This window comes from Halocynthiibacter namhaensis (assembly GCF_000812685.1).
GTDB classification, from domain to species: domain Bacteria; phylum Pseudomonadota; class Alphaproteobacteria; order Rhodobacterales; family Rhodobacteraceae; genus Halocynthiibacter; species Halocynthiibacter namhaensis.
Map to the genome: position 1 here is coordinate 45,472 of NZ_JWIF01000073.1, position 17,157 is coordinate 62,628.

The window sequence follows — 17,157 nt, forward strand, 5'->3', positions numbered from 1 at the left end:
GGCCCAGTGCCTGCCCTTTGATGAACTGAATTGCCTCAACCATCAGAGATGAAAAATGACATACACCGTTCCCAATGGCCTTAGCCAAGATCAACGCGATCATTATGAAACCCGTGGATTCGCCTGCAACATCCCCGTCTTCAGCACGGATAAGGTTGCGCAACTTCGACATGAAATCGAAACGCTTGAGGCGTCACATGGCGCTGGTGCAAACGGACAGGACTTGAACCAGTATTTTCGCGTGAACGGACATGTGGTGATCCCGCTTTTGGCGGAATTGGCCAAGACCCCCGCCATCTTAGACGCCGTTGAAAGCATACTGGGCGACAATCTTTTGGTCTGGTCCGTCGAGTTGTTCATCAAAGAAGCCCACACCGAAAAAACCGTGTCTTGGCATCAGGATATCACCTATTGGGGCATGGGCGAAACCAATGACGAAGTCACCGCTTGGGTCGCTCTAAGTGACGTCACCGAACAAGCAGGATGCATGCGCTTTATCCCTGGCAGCCATAAAAATGGGATTGTGGATCACGAAGACACGCAAGATGAAAACAACCTTCTGTCGCGCGGACAACAGATTGCAGGGATTCGCGAAGAAGACGCACAGATGGGGGCTTTAAAGCCCGGTGAAATGTCCCTGCACCATGGGCGTTGCTTTCATGCGTCTGGCCCCAATAGATCTGATGACCGACGCATAGGTTTGGCCATTCGATACGTCACCCCTGAGGTCCGCGATGGTCTTCCTGGTCGTGATTATGCGATGTTGGTGCGCGGAACAGATGCTGCGCGTGGATGGGTGAACATTGCCGGTCCCCGTGATGTATTTCACCGGGCAGATCTGTCGCTTTATGACAAGATCATTCAGGATCAACAGGCGACATTAACTGCGGGTGCTGAACATGACATCGCCCTTTATGCCGGAAAGGAAGCCAGCGCATGACGCAAGCGGATCAAGATTACAAAGTGTCCTTCACGCAGATGAAAGACGGCACAAAAGAAGAATATCAAAAACTGGCCGAGCTTGAGCACCCCTATCACGCATTGACCGCAGATCGCGTCATGGACGAGATGCGTCGCCAAGGGGAAGCATCCCTTGAAGGCTATCGGATCACACGGCTGCAACACGGCTTGCAATCTGCCACGCGCGCAGAAGCTGATGGGGCTGACATCGACTGGATCGTTGCGGCACTGCTTCACGATATCGGCGACGGATTGGCCCCGCAAAACCATGATCGTTTTTCGGCCGAAGTCATCCGCCCCTTCGTGCGCTGGGAGGTCGCTTGGTGTATTGAGCATCACGGAATTTTCCAGATGTTATATTACGCGCGCCATTACAATTGGGACGAAAACGCACGTGATGAATTCAAAGATCATCCCTGCTTTGACACTTGCGCCACCTTCTGTGAACGCTGGGACCAAAGCGCCTTTGACCCCGATTACCCGATGAAACCGCTTGAGTATTTCGAACCCATGGTCCGCGAAGTTTTTGCACGCAAAGCCTATGACCCCGACGTGATCCAAGAGAATATGTCAATCGGCATTCATGTCTAAAACCAATGTATATTACGGGGAAATAACCCCCAAAAGCGCTGGAATAGACACATATAATCCTCGTATCGGCATTCCTTTGCCGGTGCGACGCGCCATCACCGCCAAAGCAGTTAAGGGCTTGGCCTTTTGGCGATTATCCGGCATCAGGGTGGTATGACAGAAAAAGCCGTGATTATTATTCCCGCCCGTTATGGTTCCACCCGTTTTGAGGGTAAACCATTGGCCCCGCTTGTTGGCGCAACAGGTGTCTCGAAATCATTGATCCAACGCAGTTGGGACACCGCCATGGAAGTGGATGGTGTCGATGGCGTTTATGTCGCCACGGATGACGAACGGATCGCTGATGCAGCACGTGCCTTTGGTGCCGATGTTCTGATGACCGCAACCGATTGTGCAAATGGCACGGAACGTGTGGCGGATGCCTTGCGCAGCCTGCCAAGCCAACCCGACATCGTGGTGAACTTGCAAGGCGATGCGCCTTTGACGCCCCCTTGGTTTATCACCGATTTGATCGCCGAAATGCGCCGTGACAAATCCGTGCGGATGGCAACGCCGGTTCTGCGCTGTGATGGATTGACCTTGAAAAACTTCCGCGAAGACCGCCGCAACGGGCGTGTTGGTGGCACCACGGCCGTGTTCAACACCGCCCGCGATGCGCTGTATTTTTCAAAAGAAGTGCTGCCCTATACGGATGATACCTATACACCCGGCGCCGAGACACCCGTCTTTCACCACGTCGGCGCTTATGCCTATCGCCCGGCCACATTGACCCAATATGTAAATTGGGGTGAATGCGTGTTAGAACAACTTGAAGGCTTGGAACAACTGCGGTTCTTGGCCAATGGCGTGCCTGTGCGCTGCGTAGAAGTCGAAGGGCGTGGGCGTGTATTTTGGGAACTGAACAACCCCGTAGATGTCGCACGGATCGAAACCGTCCTGCGTGAGAAAGGCTGGGAATGAAAACTGTAACCGTTGGAAACGCCACTTTTGGCAATGACGCACCTTTTGTATTGATCGCGGGTCCTTGCCAACTTGAAGGCTTGGATCACAGTCGCGCCATTGCGGAAACATTGGCGACGACCTGCAATGACCTAAACATCCCTTTCGTCTTCAAAGGCAGTTTTGATAAGGCAAACCGGTCCAGCATGTCCGGCAAACGCGGACTTGGCATTGAGGAAGGTCTATCCATCCTCAGCAAAATCGCCGCCGAGTTCAACTGCCCCACCTTGACCGACATCCATTCCGCTGATCAATGTGCGACTGCCGCGCAAGCCGTCGATATTTTGCAAATCCCAGCGTTTTTGTGTCGCCAAACTGACCTGCTGCTGGCAGCGGGTGAAACCGGCGCGGCGATCAATGTCAAAAAGGGTCAGTTCCTGGCGCCTTGGGATATGGCCAATGTCGCCGATAAAGTCGCAAGCACGGGCAATGACCGTATTCTGTTGACGGATCGCGGCACATCCTTTGGCTATAACATGCTGGTCAGCGATTTCCGCAGCCTGCCGATCATGGCGGAAACAGGGTATCCCGTTGTGTTTGACGCCACCCATTCGGTGCAATTCCCTGGCGGCAATGGCGCATCCTCTGGCGGCAAGCGTGAATTCGTTCCCCCATTGGCACGCGCGGCTTTGGCGGTCGGCTGTTCGTCTTTGTTCATTGAAACACATCCAGACCCCGACAACGCCCCAAGTGACGGGCCGAACATGGTGCCCTTGGCTGAAATGAAGGCCCTTCTCACACGCTTGAAGGCCTATGACGACCTAACAAAGCAGATCTAAACACGGTTGAAATCTTCGACTTTTTATCAATCGGACAATGAGGTTCTTACGTGCCCACATCAAACAAAATCTCACCTCTGCAATCTGTTTTGGATTCCCTTCAGGTCTTTCAAAACGGGCTTGAACAGACCCTAACCAGCGTATCAGAGCCTAAATTGGCGAAGATTATCACCGAAGCTGCCCAGGTCATGTTTGAGATGAAGGGCCGTTTGATCCTGTCCGGTGTGGGCAAAAGCGGCCATATCGCACGCAAACTTGCGGCAACGTTTTCATCCACCGGAACACCCGCCTATTTTGTGCATGCGGCCGAGGCCAGCCATGGTGATCTTGGCATGATCCAAAGCGATGATGTCTTGGTGTTGATGTCATGGTCCGGGGAAACCCGCGAATTGTCAGACACCATTGCTTATGGTTTGCGGTTTGACGTGCCGATCATTGCGATCACTGGGAATGCCAATTCAACTTTGGCCCGCAAAGCACAATTTCCAATCGTTCTGCCCCGCGCGGAAGAAGCCTGCCCCCACAATCTTGCCCCCACAACATCCACGCTTTTGCAATTGGCCATGGGTGATGCTTTGGCCGTGACCCTGCTGCGTATGCGTGGATTTTCTGAGGAAAGCTTTCGCAATTTCCACCCCGGCGGCAAGCTTGGATCTGTGTTGCAGCCCATCAGCGAGTTCATGCACAAGGGCGACCAACTTCCCCTATTGCCAGAAACCGCCCCGATCATCGAAGTTATCTCTGAGATTTCCAACAAGGGCTTCGGCATTGTTGGGCTTCAGGACACGGCCGGAAAACTGGTTGGTGTGATCACCGATGGGGACATCCGTAGATACCTTGAGAAAAACACATCTGGCACCATGCAATCCGTCATCCTCGCCGCGACGGCTGCGCAACTGATGACCCCAAATGGCGTCACTTTGGATCAAGAACGACTTAGTGCGCGTGCCCTCAATATCATGCAAACCAATCTCATCACGGCGGCTTTTGTGACTGAAAATGACACGCCCGTTGGGCTGGTCACCGTGCTGCAAATGTTGCAACGTGGTGTTGCTTGATCACATGCCCCTTTCTTGACAATTGCCCCTTGGCTTGTCAGCCATAACCAATCCACTTTGAAGAGAGACCCTATGAAACTTGCACATCGCGAAATTGGCCCGGCTCATCCCCCTCTCGTTATTGCTGAGATTGGGATCAACCACGAAGGTGATCTAAACGTCGCCAAGGAAATGGTGCGCATGGCGCGTGATGCGGGTTGTGAATGTGTGAAACACCAAACCCATATCGTCGAAGATGAAATGACGGCCGAGGCGCAGCAGATCTTTCCGCCGAATGCCGATGTGTCGATCTGGGAAGTGATGCAGCGTTGCGCCTTGTCACGTGAAGACGAGATCGAGTTGAAGAATTACACCGAAAGCCTGGGGATGATCTATCTGTCGACCCCGTTTTCGCGCGCTGCTGCCGATTTCCTCAATGACATCGATGTATCCGGTTTCAAGATTGGATCCGGCGAAGCTGATAATCTTCCATTGATCCGTCACATCGCACGGTTCGGCAAACCGATCATCATGTCGACTGGCATGCAAACCATTGAAACTATGCGCGCTTCCGTTCAGATCCTTGAGGATTCTGGTGTAGAATACGCGTTGCTGGAATGTACAAATCTGTATCCAAGTCCGCCAGAAATCGTCTCCCTGAAGGGTGTGACTGACCTGAAAGCGGCCTTCCCCAATGCGACGGTTGGCTTTTCAGATCACTCGATTGGGCCGACAATGGCCTTGGCGTCCGTTGCGCTTGGCGCGACAATTTTGGAACGCCATTACACCGATAGCCGCTATCGCAAGGGGCCGGATATTTCATGTTCCATGGACCCAGCTGAGCTGAAGTTTCTCATTGATCGTTCGAAAGAAATCCACACGGCCCTGCACAATGAAAAGCAGCGCACCGGCCCTGAAGAAGACGTGTATCGCTTTGCCCGCGCCAGTGTTGTCGCAGACAAAGACCTGCCCGTAGGACATTTGATCACCGAAGCCGATATCTGGGCACGCCGCCCAGGTTCAGGTGATATTGCAGGATATGATTTTGACAAAGTCGTCGGAAAAACCCTGAAAGTTGCCGTGACGCATAATCAGCAATTGAAATGGTCTGATTTCGACTAAGTCTTGCGCCTTGCCCCCAGCTATTCATAGCCAACCCAACGGATCGTCATCAATGCAAAGCCTTTTGTTCGTCACCGGTACCCGTGCAGATTTCGGCAAACTTGAACCTCTTGCCACTGCGGCGCGGCTGGCTGGGTTCAAAGTGTCGTTCTTTGTCACAGGCATGCATTTGATGGCGCGCTATGGCCTGACCAAACTGGAAGTCCAGAAGACACCGGGGATCGTCAGCTATGAATTCATGAACCAGCGCGCAGGTGACCCCCAAGATACCATCCTTGCGAAAACTGTTCTTGGCTTTTCTGATTTTGTCGCCGAACAAAAACCTGACCTTGTGATCGTTCATGGCGATCGCGTCGAAGCCCTGGCCTGCGCCCTTGTCTGTGCGACGAATTACGTGCGCTGTGCCCATATTGAAGGCGGCGAAGTGTCTGGAACAATTGATGAAACCTTCCGGCACTGCAATTCAAAACTGGCCAATTATCATTTCGTCAGCTCGGCTGCCGCAGGAAAACGTGTTCAGGCCCTTGGCGAACCCGTCGAAAGCGTCCACGTCATTGGGTCGCCTGAACTTGACTTTCATTCGCAAAACTCGGGCGTGTCCTTGGCTGAGGTGAAATCACGCTATGACATCGGCTTTGATGACTATGGGATTTGTGTGTTCCACCCCGTGACCTCTGAAGCAAGCCAAATGGAGGCTCAGGCCAAAACCCTATATGGGCAGCTTAAGGCATCGGGCCGTAATTTCGTGCTAATCTTGCCAAACAATGACCCAGGATCCGAAGCGATTTTCGACGTCATAAATGCACTGCCCAACAGTCAATTCCGTGCCATCCCGTCCATGCGATTTGCACATTTCTCTGAACTGATGAAAAATGCCAGTGTCATGGTTGGGAACAGCTCAGCAGGCGTGCGTGAAGCGCCGTTCTTGGGGGTGCCATCCCTTGACGTGGGCACGCGCCAGACCAACCGCGCTCAGGGCCCATCCATCCACAGCACCGCAGCTTTGGATGCCCAAAACATCAGTGATTTCCTAGAAAGCCAATGGGGCAAGCGTTACCCGCCACACACGGCTTTTGGCGAAGGGAATGCCACGGAACGCTTCGTCAAAACCTTGCAAGATCCCGAATTTTGGCAGGGTGGTTTGCAGAAAGAATTCGTGGACGCCACTTAGGCCCAATCCACGGACGGGCAACGCGCTAATAACATGACGCGTTGCCCGTGCTTTATGGTCGTTGTTACCAGCCGCTAAAGCCGCCATCCACATTGATCATCTGACCCGTCATATAGGCAGATTGTGAAGAGCACAGGAACAACATCGCGTCTGCGATCTCATCTGGTTCCGCCATACGACCGGCCATAATGAGATTGCTCACACGTTTCTGGAACTCTTCCGAATGGCCATTAAACACGGCACCTGGTGAAATGGTATTCACCGTAGCCTTGCGGGGCGCCCAATATCCGGCAAGCCATAAGGTCAACCCGTGCACACCCGCTTTTGTCGTTGAATAGGCAGAGAAATTCTTGAACGGCATGCCGTCATAAATTTCATGATGCGGACCGTTCAGCGCATACATGGACGCAACATTCACCAAAGTCGAAGGGTATTTCCCAACAATGTCACGATCCATTTGGCGGGCCACCATAAAGGCACCTGTCAAATTGGTGCGCAGGATTTTTTCCCAATCATCCACGGTGGTATTTGCAAAGTCAGGAAAGCTTTTCCCGGCCCCCATCAACATTTCACCCGTGATAGCCGCGTTGTTCAAGACAACATTTGGGTTCAAGCCAGCACCTTGCACTTCTTTGAAAATCTCAGTGATCTGTTCTTCGCTTGAAACGTCCAGCTCAAAGAAATTAAACGCCGAGTTTTCCCCATGGGCTTCCTTCAATGCATCGGCGCGATGGCCCGGCAGATCCGTGGCGACAATCGTTGCGCCCGCCGCCAGCATACGACGAATATACGTGCTGCCCAAAACACCACCTGCACCGGTGAGAAAGATGGTTTTATCGCTTAACTGTTTATCCATTGAGCTGTTCCTGCATCAAAAGTTTCACCAGACGAAAATCAAACTCTTCGTCGATATCCAAGCACCGCGACGCGGGCATTACATAGGGAATTACGCGCCCCTCAAACAGGGCTTGTGCTTGTTTTAGATAGGCCGGATCAACCACATAGGTCGATGCAGCATGTTCATACACCACGGGCGCTTGCTGGCGTGCAACAACACCTCCAGGAAGTGGTTTCGACACATGAAGCGCCCCGGTTTCATCCGGTTCAACCAAGTTGAAATAGGGATTCTTACGCGCATCACAACAAGACATCACCATGTCAGGCTTTTGCGCGAAGAACAGATCCAACGCCTGATCAATATCTTCCTCGATCCGCAAAGGAGAGGTGCAATCGAGATCAAGAAACGCGCTGGCCGGGCCAACGTGTTTTTCAGCCTCTTCCAGCGCATGCTGCCAAACGTTCCACTTACCCGCAGTATCCGTCGCCAAATGAGCCGGGCGCAACCCAATTTCAAGCGCCCCTTTTGCCACGGCATGGGCGTAAATTTCTTCGCTGTCAGTGGATACAACGACGGCATCCACCCGTTTGCTTTCAAACAATTGATCTAAAGACCAATCGATCAAGGGCTTGCCGCAAATGTCGCGAAAATTCTTTCCCGGCACGCCTTTGCTGCCTTTACGTGCGCCAATGTGGCCAATAATCATGTAACGATCCCTGTGATTGAACTGTGAAATTTACGTGCCTGCCAAGCGCGCGCGATCAGATCGCAACTGTCAAAAACTCGATCCATACGTGGCATATGTGGCGTTGAAGACGTCTGCTCGCCCTGCACCAGCGCCAGAAAGTCGCGCATAATCCCGATGAACATTTCATTGCGCTCCAAAGGCCGATCAAGCTGATCAACCCCATTGGCCGTGCGAACCTGATAGGACTGCGCCCCAAGATCAAAATCATACAAAGCATCAATACCACGCAAAGCAATCTTGCGGGTGCTTACGGGCGCGAGGTAATCCATCGTGACGGTGCCGCTCGGGGCATCTTTCCCGGTCATGGTCACCCGCGACGCAAAGTCGACATTTGGAAAGTCGGTGTGGCCAAGGCTTGCCACGTCAACGTCCAGAGCGCCCGGAAACAAGCAATGTGCCATATCAATTTCATGGCACAGATCCAATAAAACGCCCCCCCCCAAAGGGTTCGACGCGTAGCTTTCCGAAAAGGTCCAATTTTCCCGCCACTGCGTAACATCATGGCCAATTTCGAAGTTAAACCCATAGATTCCAGACAGGTCTGCGGATGCCAACATTTGGAATGCCGGATGATAACGCATCATGAAACCAACCATGCTGCGGCTTTTAATGGGCGCAGCAACTTCATAGATCTGGCGTAAAGTCACCGGATCAAACGCGAGTGGCTTTTCGATATAAATCGGCAGATCATTCGCGGCACATAACGCAATCAACTCCAATCGGATATCAGTTGCGGTTGCGATCACCGCCGCATCAAATTGCCCGCTGGAAATCAAATCACTGGCGCGTTCATGCCCGCCATCCCGCCAAGACATCAAATGACTTTTCGCGCCCAGTTCTAGAAGATTTCCATGGTGACGTTTGCCGATTGATCCCGCGCCGATCACGAGGATATTAAGTTTGTTATTCACAAGAACCCCATCATTTTCCAGCTAAATACCCTATATCCGCCCCAGAGACAAAAGCAAAAGCACGCCATTGGTCAGCGGAACCAAACATCCCAACCCTGCTGGTAATAGGCAACAAGCGGATGGGATCTTATCGAATTTGCTTCGACATCCGTGCGATCCACGTCACGCGCAAACACTTGTGAACTTTCCCACGTATCGGGCTGCATATACTCTAGATCCGGCGGGAAGGAGACCTCCTTTTGGGCCAGCGCCAAGGGGCGCGCGATCACGAAACCCCAATCGCCAAAACTTGGAACATAGGTGTGGTAAGGGGTAACGCTTAGGGGGTCCGGCGCGGCAGGGTTGCGGGTGGCTTCTAATGTTTCAACGACGGACCAATAGGCATCCCTCGCAAACATTGGCGATCCGGCTTGGGTCACCATCGCACCGTGGGGCGACAGGCGTTCCAATAAAATCGCATAAAATTCCAACGAATATAACTTGGATAAAGTCACGGACTTAGGGTCAGGAAGATCCACAATGATAACGTCAAAGACATTTGGCGTGGCCTCTGCGTATAGCCACGCGTCATCGGCCAGTACCGTCACACGCGGATCAAGAAGTGACCCAGAGTTCAGCGCCGTGAGATCCGAATGCGTGCGAAATAGATCAGTAATACGCGGATCCAAATCGACCAATGTGATGCTTTCCACATCCGGGTATTTCAAGACTTCGCGCGCAGCCATTCCGTCGCCTCCACCAAGGATCAAGACCTTGGCGCGACGTGGGGTGGATGCCATGGCCGGATGCACCAAGGATTCGTGGTATCGGTGTTCATCTAAGGTATCAAATTGAATGGAATGATTGAGAAATAATCGTGTTCTATCGCGAAAACGTGTGACCACAATGTTCTGATAAGCCGTTGTTTCGTTGATGATAATATCATCTTCGAACATTGCAGCATCTACGACAGACACCATGCGTTCGGAATTCACAAGGGCGACCAGCGACAGGGCAAAAGCGCCCCCCCAGCCCAACCAAATCTTCACGGGTAATTTGTCTCGGAACACCCAAATTGAACCGCCAGCAACGCCAAGATTGAGACAGCCGAAAATAATGCTCGCTGACGTCAGGCTAAAGTGTGGAATGATCAAAATTGGGAACGCCAAAGAAGCGACCAGGGCCCCGACGTAATCAACACTTAACACGTTTTCAAAGCGAAAAGAAGCGGCGCCAATATCTTTCAACACGCGTGCAATCAGCGGAATTTCCATCCCGGACAAAAGCCCGATCATGCCCAACAAGCCGTATAATAGAAACGCGATATCGCCAAGATAAGCGTAGGCGAAAAACAACGTCGGAGCCAAGGCCCCCCCGATCAACCCAATCGCAATTTGAACCCAGACAAAGCCCAAAACGGCCGAGCCCACGAACCGGGAAAGCCACACGCCCAACCCCATCGCAGATAAAAACACCCCGATGACAAAGCTGAATTGGCGGATCGAATCCCCCAGCAAATAGCTGGAAAGCGTCGCCGCAATAAGTTCATAAATCAGGCTTGATACGGCAACCAAAAACGTCGCCAACAACAGCCAAATTGGGCGCAAATCAGACGCCCCGGTTGATGTCATGATAGAATGACTGCCGAGATAATAAGCGACAAGGATAAGAACACCGAGGCGATCAAAATCGCCAACGCTGTGTTTTGATCTTGTTCAATTTCCTTGATGATCGGGAACGGCGAAAAGGTTTTTATCACCCACCAACAGATCATAAGGATAACAATACCAATCATCGAAAAGACGATGGTCGAGACAACTTCCGCCAGGGAGATCGCTGAGAATAAGTCCATTTTAGTACCTCTTATTTATTTGACCCGTCCGTTTGACACGCCCGACGGGCCGCCCAAACGTACAGACCGGTCCAAATCACGGCTTTCACCCATGACCCCCATATACGACAGGTAATAAAACCCGCCGATCGCAGACAGACTGATTGTGATGAAAATGATGCGCATGATGTTCATATTAATCGTCGTCCTCGTCAACCCAATCACTGCCCCACCACCGCCGTCTAGAATGCAGCATTGGTCGGGCGATCTGGTATGCTGAAATCCCTGCGAAAACAAGCATTAAGCCCAGCATCCAGCGTGTGGTTGCAGCCCCGTCGGTCACACGCACCGTGACCGCGCCAAACGCACGCCCAGATGTATTCCCCCATCTTCCGCTTTCACTGGAACCAATTTCAAGCGTGTAGGCACCCGCCAACTTGGGGCGAAAACTGATCGTGGTCTGTTTGTTGCCTTCGCGCCAAGCGCCGTCAGAACTGGTTCCACGATAAAGCTCAACCGTGCGACCTGCCTCGAATACAGGGTCACCGTTGGGGTCGCTCAACGCAACATCCAAATAAGCCCAGCTGTTATTAACATCAGCAGATAAACTCATCCGCGCCAACTGATCCGGACGGGAAATTTCGATACTTAATTCAGCGGGAAGATCATTTGCGGACAGTCGTTCTAGAAAGACATGGCTTCCCTTCGATTGCCCCAAGAGAAACATCGTCAAAACCAGAGACACCGCAAGAAATATCAAACTTGCATTTCGCAAAAAGCCTTCGTTTTGGCCGGCTTTATAGGGCATCAGTTTGTGCACATCACTTGGGGCCAGCGCATCCGCGATACCAAAGCTTGTGCATGTCGGCGTAAACGGCAGATAGATCGTTCTGTGCACTTCGCGTTCTGTTGTCGTCTCGGTGAAAGCGAGCATGGCGTCTTCTGACATCATGTTTACGCTCATCGTCGCGCGACCGATCTCAGGGTGCCAATTGAATTCCCCCTCAACAAACGTCAGCTGCGATGTCGATGTGTCGTAATATTGATAGCGATCGCCATTACTGGAAGCCGACGGCCTGCTCTCGGCAATCTCGACTGTTTTGGACGTGATCCAATTGGGCCGCGTTCCCTTGCGATACGCGCGCGTAAAAGTCAGATGCCCGCGCTCGACAGTCAGGTAAGCATATCCATGCGTTGGGGAAAACAATTGATGGTCTGTCCAAGTCCATCGCCGCCCACCCCAGCTTTCCTGAAAACCCAAAGTGCCAATGATCGTAAATTCGACACCCTGGATGATACCCGACATACCAATGGAAAACGGGCTTTCCGGGCGCTTTAGATCAGCGTATTGCTTGATAACCTTGTAGTTCTCCTGTGCATCCAAGACAGAACCACAATACCCGCAAGCATGCACCTGCACGCGACCACCGCCCAAAATATCAAGGCCCGCCCCGCAGGATGTACAGTTAACAGATTTCAGTTCATTTGTGCGTGTCATGGTCCCGATACCACCCGCACTTCAAATGGGTCACACCACACTCCACGAAACCAGTCCACTTCCCCGCCCGAGAATTCGCCAGATAGCTGTTCGTCATACTCATCAAGGCAATTCACATATTCAAAGGTTTCCCCCAATGCCATCACCTTGGGAAAGCTGCCGCGCAAAGCGACGCAAATGCCCTGATCCACCTCGGTAACCCGATAAGTGTCACCAAACGCCCGGAAGGTCTCGCCAAGTTTAGGTTTTTGATTGAACGCTGGTAACCCATCAGAGGACACCCGTTTTTGTAAAATGACGATTCCCTCATCGACGGATATCCACCGTCCGGTGCCATTTTCATCCAAAGCCCAATATTCGTCCCACGAACCCGGTCCATACTCAAAACGCGCATGCCCGACGATCTGGTATTCATCATTATCAACAATCGCAGTTTCACCCAAATGAAACAATTGCGGAATATCATGCATCACGCCGCTTTTTCCCGCCATCGCCATTTGTTGGCCATCCAGAAAAAGAGTGGTTTCGCAAGATTCACAAGTGGTCATTTTCGCGGAAACAAATGAATCAATCAATGCGCTTCCACAATTAGGGCAATTCAAACTAAGTATTCCTTATGGGGCAATATTTTAAATTGGATGTCGTATTTCCATATATCTATCACGACGCATTCCTGCCGCCAACCGGTTGATGACAGGATCCGTGTGTAACCGGTTTTCCTTACTCACCGTCTAGGAAGCCACTGCGATCAACCAGCTGGGCTTCGCGGTATTTGGCAAGCAACCCGCGCGCCGCAAATTGCACATGCTGCCACAAAGGCGCCGATGCAAAACGCACCCTCACATCTCCAGGAACCCCGGCAAGGTCTGCTGCGGATTGCGCCTCGAAAGCAACGTTAAGCTGCCATGACCGGGATCCCGATTGTTGGTCAAATTGTAAGATCTCACGAATGGTCGCAACCGATGGATCAAGGTCAAAATATCCTGATCGATTGCGCAGGGTTAGCCCTTCGATGCCACCACGAAACAGCGTGACGTATCGTTCGGGAAACGCACCGGACAGACGCGCAGCCCCCGCAGAAGGCAAGAACAACCCCACCTGCTGCCCAGCTTCCAACCAACTGCCCGTTTTGATCTCACGGTCCTGCAAGAAAGTTCCACTTTCCGATACAGCTTGCTGCAACCCTGCAATTTGTTCATCCAATATTGCGCGCTGTGCAAGCAAGCTTTCAACCTGCTTTTGCGCCGCCAGCGCCTTTGCGGGGTCTTCGCCTTGGACGGTGTCATATACCAAAACCGCGCCCTCAAGCTGCAGGGTCAGAAGATCCCTTTGCTCGTCAAAGATCGGATTGTTAACACTTGTTAAAATCTCCCCGGCCTGCAATTCGCCGCTGACCACTGCGCGATCAGCAAAACCTGGGCTGCGTATTGTCACTTGATACGCCCCCGTCCCATCGGATGTCACGGGCACCACAATTCGAAATGGCATCGACACAAACATCAGTGCACATACGGCCCCGCCGACCAGGCCAACCCGCCAGAACCAGCGTCGGCGCAGTTGTTGTCGAGTTGGGCTGGCTTGGGCCGGCTTTTCACGCATTGCAGGTATCAAGAACATTACAATTGCCCCCCAAATTGTCAGCACCGCCCCGCCACCAAGATAACGTGGCAACAGCGCTGATCCAATCACCCAAAGAATATTGATCCGGTAAATCAGAGCCAAAATCGCATAGGTCAGCAACCCCCAATGCCGCCAACCTTTTGGCCGAACGCCATCTTGCCCAAAGGAAGCAATCCATATGCGTGTGTCCTTCATCACGGCGCTGGCACGTGTATATAGGTTTCGTTTGCCGATCACGTCGATTAGCACGTAATACCCATCCAACTTGATCAGCGGGTTTGCATTAAACACAATTGAATTCAGGGTCGAAAATACAAATATATTGCCCAAAAGCGTATGAAAATAACTGCCTTCCGTGAAGTGCCACGCAATAAATGCAACCAGCCCGATGATGACGTCGGTCACAATCCCTGCACCACTGATGCCAATGCGTTGCATGCGACCTGCGCTAACGTCCGCATCCGTACAATCCACAAAGGGCATCGGATACATCCCAATAAGAAACACCCCGCCCTTGCGCACGCGCACGCCAAATCTCGTTGCGGCAAGGACATGCCCAAACTCGTGGATCACCTTCAAAAACGGGGCGATCAAACCGAAGGTTAGCAAGGCTTCTAGGGAAAACACATTGTCAAAGGCCCCCATGATTGCCCAGTCATTGCGCACGCCAAGAATGACAGATAGCAACGCCAGCATCGCGACAACACCCAAAAGCCAAGCACTTACCAAGATATGCGACAGCCGCCTGAATTTAGGTTGCCACGGACCCACATCCATCAATGGAATAGAGGCAAAAACGGGATTAAACGGTTTTTTCTGAAGGGTTTCTGCGCCGCGCATCGACTGTATTAAATGCAAAAATCCGTAGGCTTCTTTGGTGCCGTCCTCATCCATCGCCGACCGTGCCGCCTGTCGGGTAAGCGGGTTTTTCGACGTGGCAGCGGCTTTCATCCGGTGCACAGCATAGGCAACGCGACTGGGCAACGTATAGATCTTTCCGTTTGAACGATCCTGCGCCAGATACAATGCGCGCCCCCCTTCTGATGAAAGGCGCACCGAGATCTGCTTTAGAACCGCAGGTCGAACCAGGTCCATGCCTTCATCCTCAGATATTCGGTGACATAACGCCCCATCACTTTCACACGCATTGCCTGCCCGGTTTCAATATTCGCAAACCCTGCAAGTCCAACAAACAGGTCATCCTGCGTGTCACCTTCAACGCGCGCCATAAAGATCAGCCGATCTTCGCCTGTGTTTGGATCAACTTCTTGCATTGCAGGTGCTGTGATAACCAACGGCCAGACCTGCCCAGAAATACCGCGGAACCAAACGTCCCCCGTCTGTCCAGGTCTGAGTTGAGCCGCATCAACCCGTCCAACGGAAAGACGCAAATTGAAGTTCGCCCGGGGCTGCACGGTCGCAATGGCTTCTCCGGGGGGGACGAAGGCCCCGATGATTTCACGCCCCATCGCCGCAATAATACGACCACTGTGTGGCGCTTTCACTTCTAGGCGATCAATACGGGCTTCCAGATGCGCAACTTGGCGTTCATTTGTCGCGATCCGCTGTTCTGCCAATACATAGGCGCCATAATCATTTGCCGACAACGCCGCCTGTGCCGCGATCTTTTCTGTCTCGGTCTGCAGCACCATTTCTTCACGGCGTTCTTCAAGTGCTGGGGACCGAAATTGCGCGATCACGTCCCCTTCGTCGACTTGGTCTCCGACCTGCACGAAGATCTGTTCCACGAATGCTTCAAAGGGTAAGGCCACGGAATAGGCATGTGCAGGTTGACTAAGCGCCGTCGCCGTGATGCGTATGGGCGCGGGCAGCAACAGCCAAACAACAAGGGCAACCGCCGCCGCGATCCCGCCATAACGCATGATCTTCGCGCGCAACCCCGATCGTTTTTTCCGGTTCAGGACCACGGATAAAAGATCCCGCAGGCTGGCGATCTCTGCGTCACAATTTTTTGCGGGCCCCAGCAGGATAAAGGCGAAACCATCCTCGTCTTTGCAGGGCAGATCCAACATTAGACCGTCGCTTTTCGCCATATCCGCCACGAGAGACGCATCCAAACTTGCTTCATCAAAGTTTTGCCGATCGATCACTTCACTTGTGGGGTCGGCAGTCATCCGGCTTTGAAGCAAAAACTTCATTTCGCCCGTGATCGGAGCCAGGTTTTGATCCGAAACCTCAAGGCGCACTACCTTGCCGCCCTGTGTTTGGGCCGCAATCGCATTTTCACACAAGCCGGCTTCAACACAGACGTTCACAGCGACCTGCAACAAGGCCGAAGCATTGCGCCGTGTGGCACCATTCAACTGCTTCAACGCCAAATTCAACGCAAGGGGTTCGTCCGATGCCTCGTTATTGTTTGATGGGGCAGAAAAGCCCGCCGAATGAGTTCGAAGCTGTTCAATGATGCCCGGAAGTTCCGTTACTGGCGGAACATGATCAAACAGCCAAACGATCCAAGACGCCTTGGATGTATCTTCAAGTCCCACGGTTTCCGGCAGGGTCACACACAGACGGTCACCTATTTTTCGTATGCCCGTTTTATCCGTACACAAGGCGTGCAACGCCTCAAGGGGTTGGCCTTCTGGCAGTTGCCCAAACAAGATTTGTGGCGCTGCCCCTGCGGAATTGAGCAAGCGCAACGCCACGATGACGCCATCAATCAAGGGAAAACCCACTTTGTTCTATTGTTGGAAAACCCAGCTTGAACCTGTCACGCATTAGGTTTCGATCTTACCAAACTGACTTTCATAAGCCGAAATAGATTGGGTCAGGATTACAGCCAAACGTTTAGCGGCAAATGGGCTCATCACGATGCGATTGCCCAGTTTTACGTCAACGGATGTGGTTTCTTCCGCAGTGCCACGCCAATGTTGGTGCGTGCCAAACAGCAAGAAAAATTCTTCGCGGTTAGCAGTCGCCGTACCAATGTTGGCATAGACGCTTTGCATTTCGCTGTCGTCCCAGTTGATTGTTTTATCGTTCAGCACTCGTGGCGCGCCCTCAACTTTGTCAGTCATCGCCATTCTCCCGTATATTATTATTTTTCAATTGG

18 protein-coding genes are annotated in these 17,157 nt (G+C 52.4%); 7 read left to right on the top strand and 11 right to left on the bottom strand.

From position 1 onward, the window contains the following. Nucleotides 1-55 precede the first annotated feature (55 nt). The 7 genes from RJ38_RS16230 to neuC all read left to right on the top strand — a co-directional run bounded on the left by RJ38_RS16230 (nucleotide 56) and on the right by neuC (nucleotide 6,659). The gene (locus RJ38_RS16230) at nucleotides 56-940 is read left to right on the top strand and encodes a phytanoyl-CoA dioxygenase family protein (protein ID WP_039019921.1); all 885 of its coding nucleotides are present in this window, start codon (nucleotides 56-58) and stop codon (nucleotides 938-940) included. Continuing rightward, entirely contained in the window at nucleotides 937-1,551 is a 615-nt protein-coding gene (locus RJ38_RS16235; protein WP_238321742.1) for an HD domain-containing protein, read from the top strand. Before RJ38_RS16230 ends, RJ38_RS16235 begins: the two co-directional genes overlap by 4 nt. A 153-nt stretch (nucleotides 1,552-1,704) precedes the next feature. Next, nucleotides 1,705-2,511 (top strand): 3-deoxy-manno-octulosonate cytidylyltransferase, encoded by an 807-nt coding sequence (locus tag RJ38_RS16240; protein WP_039019922.1) that lies wholly within the window; start codon nucleotides 1,705-1,707, stop codon nucleotides 2,509-2,511. Next, entirely contained in the window at nucleotides 2,508-3,329 is an 822-nt protein-coding gene (gene kdsA / locus RJ38_RS16245) for a 3-deoxy-8-phosphooctulonate synthase (RefSeq protein WP_039019923.1), read from the top strand. Before RJ38_RS16240 ends, kdsA begins: the two co-directional genes overlap by 4 nt. A gap of 50 nt (nucleotides 3,330-3,379) precedes the next feature. Beyond that, complete coding sequence (locus tag RJ38_RS16250; RefSeq protein WP_039019924.1) at nucleotides 3,380-4,387, top strand: KpsF/GutQ family sugar-phosphate isomerase; 1,008 nt, start codon at nucleotides 3,380-3,382, stop codon at nucleotides 4,385-4,387. Between the two features lie 72 nt (nucleotides 4,388-4,459). Continuing rightward, entirely contained in the window at nucleotides 4,460-5,488 is a 1,029-nt protein-coding gene (locus tag RJ38_RS16255; RefSeq protein ID WP_039019925.1) for an N-acetylneuraminate synthase family protein, read from the top strand. A 52-nt stretch (nucleotides 5,489-5,540) separates the two neighbouring features. Next, nucleotides 5,541-6,659 carry a UDP-N-acetylglucosamine 2-epimerase gene (gene neuC / locus RJ38_RS16260; RefSeq protein WP_039019926.1) on the top strand — a complete coding sequence of 373 codons (1,119 nt, stop codon included), beginning with the start codon at nucleotides 5,541-5,543 and terminating at the stop codon, nucleotides 6,657-6,659. A gap of 64 nt (nucleotides 6,660-6,723) precedes the next feature. Here neuC and RJ38_RS18305 read toward each other — a convergent pair whose 3' ends face one another. The 11 genes from RJ38_RS18305 to RJ38_RS16310 form a co-directional block, all read right to left on the bottom strand. Further along, nucleotides 6,724-7,515 (bottom strand): SDR family oxidoreductase, encoded by a 792-nt coding sequence (locus RJ38_RS18305; protein ID WP_052245491.1) that lies wholly within the window; start codon nucleotides 7,513-7,515, stop codon nucleotides 6,724-6,726. Further along, complete coding sequence (locus tag RJ38_RS16270) at nucleotides 7,508-8,203, bottom strand: acylneuraminate cytidylyltransferase family protein (RefSeq protein ID WP_039019927.1); 696 nt, start codon at nucleotides 8,201-8,203, stop codon at nucleotides 7,508-7,510. Before RJ38_RS16270 ends, RJ38_RS18305 begins: the two co-directional genes overlap by 8 nt. Further along, nucleotides 8,200-9,156, bottom strand: coding sequence for a Gfo/Idh/MocA family protein (locus RJ38_RS16275; protein ID WP_039019928.1), 957 nt, complete (start codon nucleotides 9,154-9,156; stop codon nucleotides 8,200-8,202). Before RJ38_RS16275 ends, RJ38_RS16270 begins: the two co-directional genes overlap by 4 nt. 71 nt (nucleotides 9,157-9,227) lie before the next feature. Further along, nucleotides 9,228-10,766 carry a polyamine aminopropyltransferase gene (locus tag RJ38_RS16280; RefSeq protein WP_039019929.1) on the bottom strand — a complete coding sequence of 513 codons (1,539 nt, stop codon included), beginning with the start codon at nucleotides 10,764-10,766 and terminating at the stop codon, nucleotides 9,228-9,230. Further along, nucleotides 10,763-10,987 carry a DUF350 domain-containing protein gene (locus RJ38_RS16285; RefSeq protein WP_039019930.1) on the bottom strand — a complete coding sequence of 75 codons (225 nt, stop codon included), beginning with the start codon at nucleotides 10,985-10,987 and terminating at the stop codon, nucleotides 10,763-10,765. The genes RJ38_RS16280 and RJ38_RS16285 overlap by 4 nt, the downstream gene beginning before the upstream one ends. A 15-nt stretch (nucleotides 10,988-11,002) precedes the next feature. Then, nucleotides 11,003-11,161, bottom strand: coding sequence for a hypothetical protein (locus tag RJ38_RS19130; RefSeq protein WP_202903901.1), 159 nt, complete (start codon nucleotides 11,159-11,161; stop codon nucleotides 11,003-11,005). A gap of 1 nt (nucleotide 11,162) precedes the next feature. Beyond that, entirely contained in the window at nucleotides 11,163-12,464 is a 1,302-nt protein-coding gene (locus RJ38_RS16290) for a DUF4178 domain-containing protein (RefSeq protein ID WP_039019931.1), read from the bottom strand. Further along, on the bottom strand, nucleotides 12,461-13,039 hold the full coding sequence (locus tag RJ38_RS16295) for a DUF4178 domain-containing protein (protein ID WP_052245492.1): 579 nt from the start codon (nucleotides 13,037-13,039) through the stop codon (nucleotides 12,461-12,463). The genes RJ38_RS16290 and RJ38_RS16295 overlap by 4 nt, the downstream gene beginning before the upstream one ends. 145 nt (nucleotides 13,040-13,184) lie before the next feature. Continuing rightward, nucleotides 13,185-15,179: a site-2 protease family protein gene (locus RJ38_RS16300; protein WP_039019933.1), complete on the bottom strand. Its 1,995-nt coding sequence runs from the start codon at nucleotides 15,177-15,179 to the stop codon at nucleotides 13,185-13,187. Next, on the bottom strand, nucleotides 15,152-16,768 hold the full coding sequence (locus RJ38_RS16305) for an efflux RND transporter periplasmic adaptor subunit (RefSeq protein WP_156121912.1): 1,617 nt from the start codon (nucleotides 16,766-16,768) through the stop codon (nucleotides 15,152-15,154). Before RJ38_RS16305 ends, RJ38_RS16300 begins: the two co-directional genes overlap by 28 nt. Nucleotides 16,769-16,822: 54 nt before the next feature. Beyond that, nucleotides 16,823-17,122 (bottom strand): DUF3467 domain-containing protein, encoded by a 300-nt coding sequence (locus RJ38_RS16310; RefSeq protein ID WP_162183587.1) that lies wholly within the window; start codon nucleotides 17,120-17,122, stop codon nucleotides 16,823-16,825. Between the last annotated feature and the right edge of the window lie 35 nt (nucleotides 17,123-17,157).

What these genes read in the sequence shown, in the direction of transcription:
- kdsA (WP_039019923.1), top strand. Translation starts at nt 2,508, where the DNA reads ATGAAAACTGTAACCGTTGGAAACGCCACTTTTGGCAATGACGCACCT.
- RJ38_RS16310 (WP_162183587.1), bottom strand. Translation starts at nt 17,122, where the DNA reads ATGACTGACAAAGTTGAGGGCGCGCCACGAGTGCTGAACGATAAAACA.
- RJ38_RS16285 (WP_039019930.1), bottom strand. Translation starts at nt 10,987, where the DNA reads ATGGACTTATTCTCAGCGATCTCCCTGGCGGAAGTTGTCTCGACCATC.
- RJ38_RS18305 (WP_052245491.1), bottom strand. Translation starts at nt 7,515, where the DNA reads ATGGATAAACAGTTAAGCGATAAAACCATCTTTCTCACCGGTGCAGGT.
- RJ38_RS16290 (WP_039019931.1), bottom strand. Translation starts at nt 12,464, where the DNA reads ATGACACGCACAAATGAACTGAAATCTGTTAACTGTACATCCTGCGGG.
- RJ38_RS16240 (WP_039019922.1), top strand. Translation starts at nt 1,705, where the DNA reads ATGACAGAAAAAGCCGTGATTATTATTCCCGCCCGTTATGGTTCCACC.
- RJ38_RS16230 (WP_039019921.1), top strand. Translation starts at nt 56, where the DNA reads ATGACATACACCGTTCCCAATGGCCTTAGCCAAGATCAACGCGATCAT.
- RJ38_RS16235 (WP_238321742.1), top strand. Translation starts at nt 937, where the DNA reads ATGACGCAAGCGGATCAAGATTACAAAGTGTCCTTCACGCAGATGAAA.
- RJ38_RS19130 (WP_202903901.1), bottom strand. Translation starts at nt 11,161, where the DNA reads ATGAACATCATGCGCATCATTTTCATCACAATCAGTCTGTCTGCGATC.
- neuC (WP_039019926.1), top strand. Translation starts at nt 5,541, where the DNA reads ATGCAAAGCCTTTTGTTCGTCACCGGTACCCGTGCAGATTTCGGCAAA.
- RJ38_RS16255 (WP_039019925.1), top strand. Translation starts at nt 4,460, where the DNA reads ATGAAACTTGCACATCGCGAAATTGGCCCGGCTCATCCCCCTCTCGTT.
- RJ38_RS16280 (WP_039019929.1), bottom strand. Translation starts at nt 10,766, where the DNA reads ATGACATCAACCGGGGCGTCTGATTTGCGCCCAATTTGGCTGTTGTTG.
- RJ38_RS16300 (WP_039019933.1), bottom strand. Translation starts at nt 15,179, where the DNA reads ATGGACCTGGTTCGACCTGCGGTTCTAAAGCAGATCTCGGTGCGCCTT.
- RJ38_RS16270 (WP_039019927.1), bottom strand. Translation starts at nt 8,203, where the DNA reads ATGATTATTGGCCACATTGGCGCACGTAAAGGCAGCAAAGGCGTGCCG.